The organism is Exiguobacterium sp. s189, assembly GCF_018617615.1.
In the GTDB taxonomy this organism is placed as follows: domain Bacteria; phylum Bacillota; class Bacilli; order Exiguobacteriales; family Exiguobacteriaceae; genus Exiguobacterium; species Exiguobacterium aestuarii_A.
Genome location: NZ_JACSKM010000001.1, coordinates 293,881 through 307,520, shown reverse-complemented (window position 1 = coordinate 307,520; position 13,640 = coordinate 293,881). Strand labels below are relative to the sequence as shown.

Sequence of the window (13,640 nt, the reverse complement as noted above, 5' to 3'; positions counted from 1 at the left end):
AATGAAAACGGAAGCAGAGATCATTCAAGCGCTTCAAACCGCAGCATCTCTGACTCCATCTCTCACGGTGACACAATATCAACGATGGAGCCAAAATCGAGACGTTCCCACCTTTCTCGAGATTTTATCTGTTTATGGAACGTGGACAAATGCCCTGAAAGCATCTGGACTGTTAGAAGTTAGACGATACGAGTCCCAGGATATGATTCAGGCACTTCGGCTCGCATCGGCAAAAGAAGGAAAACTGACAAGTGCTCAATATCGGCACTGGGCATCAGGACGAAGTGTTCCTTCATTAGGCGATATTATTACCCATTTCGGGTCGTGGAGTCTCGCCGTCAAAGCGGTCGAGCGTTTAGAAGAACAACACTTTACTGTTCAGCCAGAGCGCGAAAAAGTAGAGATGGTTCAAGCGTTGTTTGAGGCATATCGTATTTTGAAGCCATTTAATGCAATCACATATCAAAAATGGGCAAAGCGATTTCAGAAACCGAGCGTTGCAAAAGTGTCAAGACGTTTTGGTTCATGGAAAAGCGCACTTGATGAACTTGGAATTTATGAATCAGAAGGGAGAGGGAGGGAGTGAATCGAATGAATGGGGCGTTTGTCATCTCACTAGACTTCGAACTGAACTGGGGTACGTTTGATGCGGTCACGCTAGAGGAGTACGGTGAGAATATCTTAGGTGTTCGTCAAGTCGTGCCTCGTTTACTGGAACTCTTTACGACATACGGCATGCACGTGACATGGTCTACGGTAGGATTTCTATTTTTTGAATCGAAAGCTGAACTACTTCTTCATTTACCAACACGTCTACCGAATTATGTTAAACCTAAGTACTCCTCTTATGAATGGTTGAAACAGATTGGAGAAAATGAGCGAACGGATCCGTACCATTTTGGAAAATCGTTAGTTGATCAAATTATGAAAACGCCTCATCAAACCATTGGAACTCATACTTTCTCACACCTATCATGTTTAGAGCAAGGTGTTACCGTTGAAGCGTTTAAAGCCGATATTGAAGCGGCAAAACGAGTGGGAGCTCTTCATAACTTACCGATTCGAAGCATAGTATACCCACGGAATCAATCGGATGGAGCATTTCATGAAGCTGCGGGCATGCTAGGGATAGAAGTATATCGTGGTAACGAACAACATCGTATCTATCATCCTGATGCCCGCGGGGATGAAGGTCTATTACGACGTGCGATTCGGTTGCTTGATGCGTACATCAATTTGACAGGGCATCATACGTCTACATGGAATTCAATCCAACAGACTCACCCATACAACGTTCCATCAAGTCGTTTTCTGCGTCCATACGCTCCATCTTTACGTATAGCGGAAATTTTAAAGCTTCGTCGAATTAAGCAAAGCATGACACAAGCCGCCAAACGAGGTGAACTTTATCATCTGTGGTGGCATCCCCACAACTTTGGAAAAAACATTCAACAGAACGTTAACATACTTGAGGCTATTCTCAAACATTATAAAGTGCTTGAGAAAGAGTACGGATGGATGAGTTTGTCGATGGAAGAAGTTGCGGATTATTGTAATCAACAAGTCCATGTTTCGCGACAAGGACACGGATAATCCTGGGATGGAGGTGTCGTCTATATGGTTCGACCGATTGTTCTGCTGATTAGTGAGCATGAAACGTCTAAGCATATTTATCACGCAATCCGCGATTTAGGCGTGACACATGTCATTCAAGAAGACGGTCCCACTGAACATCGACCGCAGTCGCTCAAACAGTGGATGACTCATCTATATATTCGATGGGCGACGCCATTTATGAAATGGACGAGTCAAGCGCGTATTCGAGAAGTGAGAGAGCGTTATCCATTACAGGATTCTCCGATTCCTCCTCATCACCTCATCCATGTCTCATCCTTGAATGATGACAAAACGCTCATGTGGCTCGAACGACTTGAACCGAAGTTGCTCGTGATTCATGAAACCGGTCCAATCGAGTCGAGTCGTTTGAACCAGTTGTCATGCCCGATCATCACCGTTCGTCCATCGATGGCGGAAGGGCAGCTACAAGCCTATTGGGCGATTCAATCCGTGCCTTCTTTTTGTGAGGCGACGCTCGAACAATGGACGACACAAGGATGGCGCGTTCTCGATCGGGCGGTCATCTATAAAGGCGGAAGCGACAATTTTGCCACCTATCCTTATTTACAATTGACCACGGTCTTGCCGATGTTGCGCCGACACATCGAAACACTGGATCTCGTACAACTAGATCGACGACAAATTAAAGTCCAAGCCTGAGGCTTGGACTTAACTGTTGGCGATACAATAATATTGGATGGCTTCGTTATAGTACGACGCAAGACCTGGTTCGAAGCGGTCATAATAGGCGGTGAATCGCTCATCCGCTACATACATCTGTCCGAGTCCGCTGAACATGTCGAGCGAGCAATCGTAAAAGTGAGTGTGGATGAACAGATGATTGTCTCTGACGACCGATTGAACGCGGTCATCTTCAATTGCGACTTGTGAACGAAACAAATCGACGAGTGGTGCAATCAAATCGAGTTGCATCTGGTTGATTTGCTCCCAGTCCGCTTTCGATCGCTTCGCAGCTCGTTCTTGCGCAGTTTTATAAGCGGAATTCTCTCCCCAACGCTCAATTACCTCGTCTTGATGTTTTGCCTCATGTGCTTGAATCTCTTCATAAGACAATCCTTTGAACAATGACTTATCTTCCATCGGAATCCCTCCTTTGAGTGAGGTGAGGGTCGCTTCCGCCGTCTCAGCGAGTTGCGCGAAATAGGCGGCTTTTTGTCGTAACGCCTCGACATGTTCGTTCAATACTTCGACTCGATCAAACGTCGATGCATCGAGTAGTTGTCCGATTTGGTCGAGCGGAACGTCGAGTGTTCGATACAGTAAGATGAGCTGTAGACGTTCGGCGTCGCTTGACGTATAACGTCGGTAACCATTGTCGTCTCGGGTGGGGACAAGGAGCCCCACCGCGTCATAATGACGAAGCGTCCGTGTCGTCGTTCCGGCGAGTGACGCAAGTTGTTGAATCGTATACATCCCTTCACCTCCTTAGCACAAGCGTAAGGGTTGACGTCACGTCAAGGTCAAGCCTGTTTTTCAAATAACGAAAATCCGTTCCGTTCTCCGATATAGTGGAAGCCGAACTGTGGATAGTATCCGTTCAAGAACGTGTTGTCTGCCACGCAATCCAATCGAACGGTCGAAGCAGTGTGAGAGAGGGCGTACTGCATCAGACGCTCGCCGATGCGTTTTCCTTTTACGTTCAAGTCCGTGACGAGTCGGTGCAAGTAGACGGCACCGTCCGCGTTATCCCATAGGTTATGGTCCCAATCGGTCGGTGGGATGAGACTGACCGCACCGACGACTTGATTGTCACGTTCATACACAAACACAGTCCCTTTCGTTAAATCGTGTCGCACATAATCCGAGCGACTCGGCTCTAAATATTTGACCCATTGCGACTTCCCGGCTGCCTGAAACTCTTTCGCTTTCTTTACGATCAATTGGTCGATAGCTGAAAAATCATCAAGTGTAGCCAATCGAAACATGATGGAGCACCTCGCTTTCATTTCTTTTCAAAATCGTGTAGGGTACACGTTGAGTATGCTGATGAAACATCTTTGTATCATCGAATGTTTTTTGGTAAGATAAATTTATTGCGTCGTGCAAACGATTGCGCTAAAGATATAAAGTTCACAGCACGAATAAGATAATTATAAATGATGAGCAGTGAGTTTTGGGATAAGGAGTATCTAGATCACATGCAACTTTTACAACGAGAACAAACACAAACGCTTAAACGCAACTGGTGGAAAGAAGCCGTCGCCTATCAAATTTACCCGCGCAGTTTTTATGACGCGAACGGAGACGGAATTGGAGACATTCAAGGAATCATTGATAAACTCGACTATTTGAAAGACCTCGGCATTGACGTCATCTGGATTTGTCCGATGTATAAATCGCCAAACGATGACAACGGGTATGACATTAGTGACTACCAAGACATCATGGACGAATTCGGTACGATGGAAGACTTCGACCGCTTATTGGACGAAGTGCATCAGCGCGGTATGAAACTGTTGCTCGACCTCGTCGTCAACCATACGTCGGATGAGCACCCTTGGTTCATTGAATCGAAGAGCTCAAAAGACAATCCGAAGCGTGACTGGTACATCTGGCGCGACGGGAAACCAGACGGATCGAAGCCGAACAACTGGGAATCAATCTTTGGTGGCTCGGCTTGGGAATTCGATGAAGCGACGGAGCAGTACTACTTGCACGTCTTCTCGAAAAAACAGCCGGACCTCAACTGGGAAAACGCTGAGATGCGTACAGCCGTATACGACATGATCAACTGGTGGCTCGAAAAAGGGATTGACGGGTTCCGTGTCGATGCGATCAGCCATATTCGCAAGAATCCGACGTTCGCCGACTTGCCGAACCCGAACGACCTCGACTTTGTACCGTCATTCGAGATGCACATGAACGTGGACGGGATTCACGATTATTTAGAAGAACTTCGTGACGAGACGTTCAATAAGCATGACATCATGACGGTCGGTGAAGCGAACGGCGTATCGCCTGACGATGCGCACCTTTGGGTCGGTGAAAAAGAAGGGAAGATGAACATGGTCTTCCAATTCGAACACATGGACCTATGGAGTGAGGACGCCGATTCGAAACTCGATGTCGTCCACTTGAAGAACGTGTTGACGAAATGGCAAAAAGGACTTGAAGCTGACGGATGGAACGCCCTTTACGTCGAAAACCATGACCAGACGCGTACGGTCTCGAAATGGGGAGACGACGAGCGTTACTGGAAAGAAAGCGCGAAGTCGATCGCGATGATGTACTTCCTCATGCAAGGAACGCCATTCATCTATCAAGGTCAAGAAATCGGGATGACGAACGTCAAATTCGATTCAATCGATCAATATGACGATATCGCGACACGCAATCGCTACTATATCGGTGTCGAGCAAGGGAAGAGTCATGACGAGATGATGCGCATCACGTGGAACTCGTCACGCGACAACACGCGCACTCCAATGCAGTGGAGTGATGCTCCGAACGCCGGCTTCACGTTCGCAGAGAAGCCGTGGGTCGGCATCAACCCGAACTATACAGACATCAACGTCGAAGCACAGCTTGAAGATGAGGACTCCATCTTTAACTTCTATAAAGAGATGATTCAACTTCGTAAAGACGATGAGACGTTTGTATACGGGGCGTATGATGTCGTCTTACCAGATCACCCGGAAGTCTATGCGTATACGCGTACGCTCGGGAACACGCAGTACCTTGTCGTCACGAACTTGACGGCGAAAGAGACGATGTTCGATATGGACCAGACACTTCGTGCGAAAGATGTCGTCTTGAGCAACATGCCGGTCGAGGGCGATGCAGAATCGACGCTTCTTCACTTGAAGCCGTTCGAAGGTCGCGTGTATAAAATCAGCTAATTTTTCAGGACTCCAAGGTCGTGGACGAAAAATCGTCTACGGCCTTTTTTGTTGGAAAAAGGGGATAACGGCGACTCATGCGAACTCCTTATAGGGAGATGAAGAAGGAGGAGACGTAGATGAAACTGTTATTGACGTCAGCAGGCATAAAGAACGAAAGCATCAAACAAGCACTTCTCGAGTTATTGGATAAGCCGATTGAAGAGTGTACGGCACTCTGCATCCCGACAGCCATCTATGCGTTGAACGGGGGAACGCAGCGCGCATGGAACTTTTTTAACGGAGATTTCTCGACACCGATGTGTGAATTGGGTTGGAAATCAATCGGGGTGCTCGAACTGAGCGCGCTCCCGAGTATCGATGAATCGGTATGGAGACCAGTGTTTGAACGGGCGGACGTCCTGTTAGTGAATGGTGGCGATCCGCTGTTTTTACATCACTGGATGAAACAGTCTGGGGTGGCGGCGTTACTCCCATCTTGGGAAGGCGTGTATGTCGGGTTGAGCGCAGGCAGTATGGTGATGACCCCACGAATCGGGGAAGCATTTGTCGGATGGCGTTCATCTGATGAGCAGAGCGATGAGACGTTAGGGTTTGTTGACTTCTCAATCTTTCCACACCTCGACCACGAGATGCTACCGGAGAATACGTCACGAGATGCGGCAGAGTGGGCGGAAGCGTTACAGGCACCTGCTTATGCGATTGACGACGAGACCGCGATTCGTGTGAATGAAGGAAAGGTTGATGTGATTTCGGAAGGGAATTGGAAAAAGTTTTAACTGGATAGGGCGTCAGTTTATTCAGCTGATGCCTTATCCCTTCTTTTTGACTAAAATAGACTGAATGGTCTAAAATTATGAATAGGTTATGTTATGCGGTATGAAAATGAAAGGAGAGGATGACATGAACGTACTTGTCGCAGGGGCAACAGGATATTTAGGTCGCTACATGGTAAATGAATTAGTCAGGCATGGACTGAATGTGAGGGTGCTCGTTCGAGATGCATCAAAATTAGATGACATCGGACCCTATCATGCACCAACAATTGATCGAAGTGCAGTTGAGATTTTTGAAGGGGACGTGACGAATCGCGAGTCGATACAAGGGGTATGCAAAGAGATGGATCTTGTCATCTCAGCGGTTGGATTAACGCGCAATGCATATGGCCATTCCTTTTATGATGTAGACTATATGGGGAATAAACATTTATTAGAAGAAGCGGAACAGAGTGGGGTTCAAAAATTTACTTACATTCACGTGTTACATGGAGAAAAGACAGACGCGAATATTTTACGAGCAAAAATAAAATTTTGTGATGAGCTCAAGCGTTCTAGTATTCCTTCCGTAGTGATTCGACCGACCGGATACTTCTCTGATTTGACGAATGTATTGAAGATGGCGAAATCAGGTTGGATTTTTTTAGTGGGGAATGGACAGGCGCGGATGAATCCAATCCACGGGAGTGACTTGGCGGCATTTACGGTACATCAAAGTCTCCATAAGGTTGGAGAGTTTGACGTCGGGGGTCCTCAAACGTTTACGTATGATGAGATTGCCAAACTGGCGTTGCGTGTTCAAGGTAGAAGCGAGCGTGTTTTTCATTTACCATCACAACCGATTCTACTATTCGCACGCTTCCTTGCGTTATTTCGGCCGCATCAAGCAGACTTGATCAAGTTCTTTGTGCTGTCCATGTCGACGAATGGGTTAGGCGAACAATTTGGGGAGAGAGAACTTGAATCGTTCTTTCGACAATACAAACTGTTAGAAGAGAATGAGGAGGTTATATGACATCCAAGAAAGCTTACGAGACCAAACGACGAATTATTGAGAGTACGAGGCAACTTATTGCGAGCAAAGGGATTGAGAATATCTCGGTTAACCAAATCATTCAACATGCGAAATCGAGCAAAGGATCATTTTATTATCATTTCGGTGGATTGGATGAGGTGTTAAAAGAAACATTTTTGAGTGTATTGAACGAATCGCTCGAACCATTCTCGTTAGATTCGACTAAATCATTGAAAGCTAATGTAAAAGCTTACTTTTATGAACTCATTCAAACGGCAAATGAGAAAAAAGAAGAGTATGGTCTTCTCTTTTTATTCATTAGCAAGTCGTTTCAAGAGCCAAGATATACACGATTATTTCAGGATATGAGACAACAAATTATTGAAGAGAATATTCTCTCGACCGAACTGCTTGCTACGTATCCTAACACACGTGATCTGTTACCGATTTTAGATATGATGACGCTAGGAGTCTTAGTGCATACGAATTTAGAGAAAGATCATACTCAGATGTTAACTAAAATAGATTATTGGATTGAATCAATTATTTAACTTTTTTTACGTCAGATTGATGACTGATGATCATATAAATGAACAGAAAATTCAAAGCTGAAATGCTGGCAATGATTAAGAATATAATTTTTTCGCTGGAAAGAAGTGCAAATAATTTTGTGTAAGATGCTGGACCGAAAGCCATACCTAAAAAAGAAAAGAAGTTAAAGATACTAACTGCTTCACTTTTTGATTTTTCTTCTTTAAAAATATCCGAGATGAAAAATAGAGAGGTTACCTGGATAAAAGAAAAACCGATATAAATCAAAATGTAAAAAATAAGAAGAATAATCAAGGAAGTTTGCAATAGACCGATTAATAAAAAGCCAGACACCATCATCAGCGAACCTAGAGCTAATATTGGTACAATTAAATCCCTTTGAACTCGTTTACCTATAATCAAGCTTGCAGTCGCACTGAAACATGCAGCAACTAGCATGAAAATCCCGATTTCTAGAGGTTGTAGTTGATAAATTGCTCTCAAGTAGAACGGCATGAGAACAAATGAAGCAACGATTGAAGAATATGAGACGAATCCAATGAATAACAAAAATTTGAATTCACTCTTTTTGAAGAGAGTTACATTAATAAATGGATCGGGTGTACGATTTAAATTTTTAACAGTGATTAAACATGAAATTGGAACAATTATTATTAAATAGTAAGATACATTAACAGACAACAAGGCGATTACCGCTGTGATTGTGACAAGTATAATGTTGAACAAGTCAAAAGATTCATTTGAAGTTCTTGTGCTTGGAATTAATCGAATAAAAGGCAAGAAGGCTAAAGTTAAAACCATGAACACAAAAATGTAAGACCATCCTAAAAAATCAGTGATGATTCCGCCTAATAGTGGACCGACACCAGAACCTAACACAACTCCAGCATTGAGAATACCGAAAGCTCTTCCTTGTAAATGTTTCGGAAAATAACTACTAACGGTGATGAAAGAAAGTGTTATAAAAGAAGCACCGCCGATGGACTGGACAATGCGACTAAAAATTAATAAATATAGTGTTTGACTGAATGCACCAAGCAGTGATCCTAAAACAAAAAAAGTAATTCCAATGAAAAATAGTGTTCTCAAAGAGTGGTAAGTCGATAGTTTTCCATATATTATGGATCCGATTGCAGTAATTAAAGTATAACTTGTTACAATCCAACTAAGCGAAGTTGCTCCTAAATCAAGCTCCTGACCGATAGTGGGGAGTGCCACATTAAAGATGGTAGAGTTCATAACAACGAATAGGACCAAGAGAAATAATATATAAACAAAATTCATTGATAATGTTTTGTGTTCGTTCATGTTTCAAATCCTTTCTTAAATTTAGCCAATAAATTAATAAGAACCACCCACACGGGGCAACGAGAAGTGTGGGTGGTTAGTCAATCTTCAAAATAAGAATTATTGTTGCGGGGTGACTACAGAGAAGTTTAAAGACTTCAATTGCGCTGCTCGGTCAATCGCCTCATTGATATTTTCAAGGGCGAAAGCATACGCTTTAATATGATTCATTGGCAATGTGTTTGCACGAATCATATTCATGATTTCTTTAGGCGTATCCGGTCGATACATAAATGAACCTTTAATTGTAATTTCGCGTGTCAAAACTTCATAATAAGGTACAGGGATGTCTGCGAATACGCCTCCGATAAAGACTATTGTTCCACGAGGGCGCAGTGATTTGATTGTAGCAGACGTAATCAATGGGTTTAATACGGTTCCTAGAGCGTCAAGTACAAGATCGACATGACTTGCGACATTAGTAATTTGTTCTTCATATAAATCTTCGGTTGTTAAAACAATTGGACTGATTCTATGTGGGGAAATGGCTTGTAAATTGTTTAATTCAACTTCATTTCTTCCGAGGACAAATATTTTTTCAGCACCCATTGCAAGCGCAGACAAAACTGCGGCTGATCCCATATTCCCTGTGGCACCGCTAATTAGTACAGTCTGTCCAGGTTGTAGATTCCCTGCTTTGAGTCCTTCGTATGCAATTGAAAGATAATTGATTGTTGACAATGTAGGGTCATCATACTGCTCTAAAGAATCGATAGGAGTAATGTTTTCAATTGGATATACCGCAAATTCAGCAAATGATCCATCTTTCCATTCGTCGAGTAGATATTCAGACTCAGGAGTGAGTCCAAACCATCCTTTTAGAATAGACTGTTCTTGATTGAGTATCTCTTTCGACGTAATATAGGGGCTACAGAAGACACGTTGTCCTACGCTGAGACCATGACTTCCACTTCCGATTTCTTCAATAATTCCAATCGCACTAGGTCCTGGGATGTACGGGGTTGGTAATGAAACTGGCATCACACCACTAAATAAATCTTTTGTAAATGACAGAACATGAGTTGAAGTGATTCTTACTTTTGCACTTTTGGGTTTCACTTTAGGTTCTAAGACGTCTTGAACAAGTAAAGTTTCGCCTTGTTTGTGTAAAACAGCTGCCTTCATTTTAGAAATTTCCTCCTTATTCGGTGAGATATAGTTAGTGTATTGTACCTCTAGTTAATTAAGTAAGGAGTCAGATTATACTATTATGAAAACTAATAGGAGAGAGATGAAGATAAGGAGAATTTATGAGTGATAAAAGAAAAGAATTAGGGACATTTTTTAAAAAGAGAAGAGAACAATCATCAGCTGAAGAATTTGATATTTCAATCATGTCAAATCGAAGGGTGAAAGGTTTGAAACGTGAAGAAGTAGCGCTACTCTCAGGAGTATCTTTGACTTGGTATACTTGGCTAGAGCAAGGTAGAGAAATCAATGTGTCGATTCAAGTGATTGAAAGTTTAGCAAACACGTTCAAACTAAATGACGTGGAAAGAAAATATGTATTTGAGTTAGCGAATCAAAAAATGCCATCAGAAGACCACATTACTCAAGACGTACCTTCAGAATTGAAGATAGTATTAAATTCGTTAACCTATTTACCAGCGTACGTTACAAATGAAAGATTTGATACACTTGCATGGAATGAGGAAGCGTCAGCTCTATTTGGGGACTATTCTAAAATGAGTAACTTGGAGCGCAATAACGTTTACCGAATGTTTATGAACGAATCCTATCGCAATCGTTTTGCAGACTGGGAAGGCATTGCCAAAAATTTATTGGCGAATTTTCGCTATAACTTTGGTAAATATTCGGATAATTTAGACTTTAACGAAGTAGTCCAAGAACTAGAAAGAGATAGTAAAGAGTTTCAAGAGTGGTGGGAAGACTATAATTTACAATCAAATACTTCAGGAGTAAAAGTAGTTTATTCTGATTTTGGAAATCCTCTTACTTTGTCTTATAACAGCTTTTCTGTAAATGAATCGGAAGGGCTAACATTGACAATTTATACACCGAAGCATGAAAATGACCGCGTTACTTTCGAGAAGTTATTTAATGAATATGTTTCAACGAAAAGGGCCCCCCGATAGAACGACTCCTACCACATATGGTACGATGAGTTGACGGAAAGGGGGATGAGCATGGCGATTGAACCACTTCGCGTGCGTGTCCAGCAAACAACACGGATGAGTGACATGCCAGAGGCAATCGAACTCTCGGCTGACGGCTTATACTATCCATTGAAGACTGGCTTTATTTTAATGTTTGACCAACAACAAGAGGACGGACCGGTCCCGACGACAATCAAGTATACGCCGGAACGATTGGCGCTGATCTGTAAAGGACCGATTGAGATGAATCACTCCTTCATCGAAGGTCGCTTCACGCAAAGCTTATACAAGAATCCATACATGTCGATGACGATGGCGACGACGACATCGCGCCTCGATGTGTCAGAAGAATCATGTACGTTCGTATATGAGTTGTCCATGAATGAAGAAGATGTTGGCATATATGAAGTACATGTCACGTGGACATTTGAAGGAGGAGAAGACTGATGAACTTTACAGAACGCGTAAACAAGATTGAAGAGATGTTGAATGAAGACTGGTTCGAGATGCTCGAAACGAACGAAGAAGAGTATGAAGAGTGGCGCGGTCGCCTCGAGGACCATGCCGAACATGTCATCACGCACTACGATCAGGAGAACGGTGTCGATGTCAATTCGATCGATAAACTGCTTCAATTGAACGATGAGTTCCCGCTCCTTTACGGAGAGGACACCGTTCGCCTGTATATCGCACTCATCGAGGCACGCCCAGAAGACAAAGCGGTCTACGATCGGTACGTCGATTATTTGGCAGCCATCAGCGATGCATCGCACGAACAGTTCTTACATTTCCATACGCTCGTTGAAGCAGGGCGGTTAGAAGAAGCGAGACAGCTTGCTCCACACATGCCGCAACGTCTTGGACTTGAAGAATAAGCATACCGACAGTGTCATCCGAACAGGATGGCACTTTTTTTATGGTTGAAAGGGGACACAATTCATTCCGGACGTCTATTTTAAATGGCGTGTCCGTTCTCTAAGATGAAGGAACAAGGAAATCAATTTAGAGAGCGCGAATGGAAATGAATAAAGGGGGAAATGTGATGTTAAGACTAATCAAGACATCTGTCGAACAAAAAGAACAGATTCTCGCATTTTTAGAGGAATGGTACGAACGGGATGAGCGGATCGTCCCGACCTCGGTGGACCGAGAAACGACAGACTTCGAGGCATACGTCAACACGTTACGTCAGAAAGAGCTGCGCGAGAACATAGAGGAAGGCTGGGTTCCGAGCACGACGTATTGGCTCACGGACGGAGAGGAGCTCCTCGGGGCGGCGAACATCCGTCACGAGTTGAATGAATCGCTCTTGAAGATTGGCGGGCATGTCGGATATGGAGTGAAACCGAGTGCGCGCGGACGGGGACTCGCTACGATTCAATTACAACTTGCGCTTGAGAAAGTGAAGGAGCTAGGCATTGAGCGTGCACTCATTACGTGTAACCGGACAAACGTTGCTTCCCGTCAAGTCATTTTAAACAATGGGGGCGTGGCGGACACACCGTATACGGAAGAAGACGGGACGATTGTCGAGCGGTTTTGGATTGATTTGAGAGGGTGAAGATGAGATGGCGAACTGGATCATCATCTATTTGGCGCTGATTAACTTCTTCGGTATCTATTTGTTCCGGGAAGAGACCGTTCCTTCAAAGAAGTGGTTCTCTTTCTCGAGCGGGGTCGCCATCACCTACTTCTTCATGTATCTCTTGCCGTCGTTGAATAAACGCCAGGACACGCTTCGCGTCGATTGGTTGAATCTGGCCTTACCTTCAGAGATCTACATCGTCAGTCTCATTGGGTTTACGTTATTCTACGGTACGATGCGGTTCGTTCGGACCCCTCACTTCCAAGATGAGGCGGTCGATCGGGCCGTTTCGTATTGGCTACAGGTGACGCTCCTCACGGCATACATGACATTTTCAGCGTATGTGGTGACGGCGGACTCCGTGACGTTCGTTGCGAGAAGCTTCTATGCGACGGCGCTCGGTGTCCACTTTTTGGCGCTCGGGCATGACTTGAACCGGCACTATGGAGAACGTTATATGCGACAAGGACGCTATTTGTTGAGTGGTGGGATTTTGCTCGGTGGGTTCTTTTCACGCTGGATTGACTTGCCCGCGCACGTCGAAGCGCTCTGTTTTGCGTTCGTGGCCGGTGCGATGATTCTCAATATCGTGAAGTTTGAACTCCCGTCCGACCGAAATCTGCACTTCCGCACATTCATATTGGCCGTATGCAGTTATGGGGGATTATTGCTCACCTTGAAACATCTTCTAAACTTCTGACGAGAACTTCACAAAAATGAATGACTGTTCATTCATCATTTGATATACTGGATTCAAGATTGAATCCGTTT

General features: G+C 44.0%; 16 protein-coding genes. 12 read left to right on the top strand and 4 right to left on the bottom strand.

Going from position 1 to position 13,640, the window contains the following annotated elements; all coding sequences use genetic code 11:
- Position 1 precedes the first annotated feature (1 nt).
- Genes KNO99_RS01520 through KNO99_RS01510 form a run of 3 tightly spaced genes read left to right on the top strand, consistent with a single transcriptional unit; the run spans position 2 to position 2,277 of the window.
- Entirely contained in the window at positions 2-586 is a 585-nt protein-coding gene (locus KNO99_RS01520; RefSeq protein WP_214744644.1) for a hypothetical protein, read from the top strand.
- Entirely contained in the window at positions 583-1,593 is a 1,011-nt protein-coding gene (locus tag KNO99_RS01515; RefSeq protein WP_371743026.1) for a polysaccharide deacetylase family protein, read from the top strand. The genes KNO99_RS01520 and KNO99_RS01515 overlap by 4 nt, the downstream gene beginning before the upstream one ends.
- A 24-nt stretch (positions 1,594-1,617) precedes the next feature.
- Positions 1,618-2,277, top strand: coding sequence for a hypothetical protein (locus tag KNO99_RS01510; RefSeq protein ID WP_214744642.1), 660 nt, complete (start codon positions 1,618-1,620; stop codon positions 2,275-2,277).
- Between the two features lie 9 nt (positions 2,278-2,286).
- Here the strand turns inward: KNO99_RS01510 and KNO99_RS01505 are convergent, their stop codons facing one another.
- Both KNO99_RS01505 and KNO99_RS01500 read right to left on the bottom strand, forming a co-directional pair.
- Positions 2,287-3,051, bottom strand: coding sequence for a MerR family transcriptional regulator (locus KNO99_RS01505; RefSeq protein WP_214744640.1), 765 nt, complete (start codon positions 3,049-3,051; stop codon positions 2,287-2,289).
- A gap of 47 nt (positions 3,052-3,098) precedes the next feature.
- The gene (locus KNO99_RS01500) at positions 3,099-3,563 is read right to left on the bottom strand and encodes a GNAT family N-acetyltransferase (RefSeq protein ID WP_214744637.1); all 465 of its coding nucleotides are present in this window, start codon (positions 3,561-3,563) and stop codon (positions 3,099-3,101) included.
- A 213-nt stretch (positions 3,564-3,776) separates the two neighbouring features.
- Here KNO99_RS01500 and KNO99_RS01495 point away from each other — a divergent pair, with 213 nt between their 5' ends.
- The 4 genes from KNO99_RS01495 to KNO99_RS01480 all read left to right on the top strand — a co-directional run bounded on the left by KNO99_RS01495 (position 3,777) and on the right by KNO99_RS01480 (position 7,819).
- Entirely contained in the window at positions 3,777-5,477 is a 1,701-nt protein-coding gene (locus KNO99_RS01495; protein ID WP_214744635.1) for a glycoside hydrolase family 13 protein, read from the top strand.
- Between the two features lie 119 nt (positions 5,478-5,596).
- Positions 5,597-6,256 carry a Type 1 glutamine amidotransferase-like domain-containing protein gene (locus KNO99_RS01490; RefSeq protein WP_214744633.1) on the top strand — a complete coding sequence of 220 codons (660 nt, stop codon included), beginning with the start codon at positions 5,597-5,599 and terminating at the stop codon, positions 6,254-6,256.
- A gap of 124 nt (positions 6,257-6,380) precedes the next feature.
- Positions 6,381-7,268, top strand: coding sequence for an SDR family oxidoreductase (locus KNO99_RS01485; protein WP_214744632.1), 888 nt, complete (start codon positions 6,381-6,383; stop codon positions 7,266-7,268).
- Entirely contained in the window at positions 7,265-7,819 is a 555-nt protein-coding gene (locus KNO99_RS01480) for a TetR/AcrR family transcriptional regulator (protein ID WP_214744630.1), read from the top strand. The genes KNO99_RS01485 and KNO99_RS01480 overlap by 4 nt, the downstream gene beginning before the upstream one ends.
- Here the strand turns inward: KNO99_RS01480 and KNO99_RS01475 are convergent.
- Both KNO99_RS01475 and KNO99_RS01470 read right to left on the bottom strand, forming a co-directional pair.
- Positions 7,812-9,128, bottom strand: coding sequence for an MFS transporter (locus KNO99_RS01475; RefSeq protein WP_214744628.1), 1,317 nt, complete (start codon positions 9,126-9,128; stop codon positions 7,812-7,814). The genes KNO99_RS01480 and KNO99_RS01475 overlap by 8 nt on opposite strands.
- Before the next feature lie 99 nt (positions 9,129-9,227).
- Positions 9,228-10,292, bottom strand: coding sequence for a zinc-dependent alcohol dehydrogenase (locus KNO99_RS01470; RefSeq protein ID WP_214744626.1), 1,065 nt, complete (start codon positions 10,290-10,292; stop codon positions 9,228-9,230).
- 125 nt (positions 10,293-10,417) lie between these two features.
- Between KNO99_RS01470 and KNO99_RS01465 the strand changes: the two genes are divergently transcribed.
- The 5 genes from KNO99_RS01465 to KNO99_RS01445 all read left to right on the top strand — a co-directional run bounded on the left by KNO99_RS01465 (position 10,418) and on the right by KNO99_RS01445 (position 13,569).
- Entirely contained in the window at positions 10,418-11,263 is an 846-nt protein-coding gene (locus KNO99_RS01465; RefSeq protein ID WP_214744624.1) for a helix-turn-helix transcriptional regulator, read from the top strand.
- Positions 11,264-11,314: 51 nt separating this feature from the next.
- The gene (locus KNO99_RS01460; protein ID WP_214694605.1) at positions 11,315-11,731 is read left to right on the top strand and encodes a YwiB family protein; all 417 of its coding nucleotides are present in this window, start codon (positions 11,315-11,317) and stop codon (positions 11,729-11,731) included.
- Positions 11,731-12,159 (top strand): hypothetical protein, encoded by a 429-nt coding sequence (locus tag KNO99_RS01455; protein ID WP_214744622.1) that lies wholly within the window; start codon positions 11,731-11,733, stop codon positions 12,157-12,159. The genes KNO99_RS01460 and KNO99_RS01455 overlap by 1 nt, the downstream gene beginning before the upstream one ends.
- A 167-nt stretch (positions 12,160-12,326) precedes the next feature.
- A complete protein-coding gene (locus KNO99_RS01450; protein ID WP_214744620.1) occupies positions 12,327-12,845 on the top strand; it encodes a GNAT family N-acetyltransferase in 519 nt (172 codons plus the stop codon).
- A gap of 7 nt (positions 12,846-12,852) precedes the next feature.
- On the top strand, positions 12,853-13,569 hold the full coding sequence (locus tag KNO99_RS01445) for a hypothetical protein (protein WP_214744618.1): 717 nt from the start codon (positions 12,853-12,855) through the stop codon (positions 13,567-13,569).
- Positions 13,570-13,640: the final 71 nt, after the last annotated feature.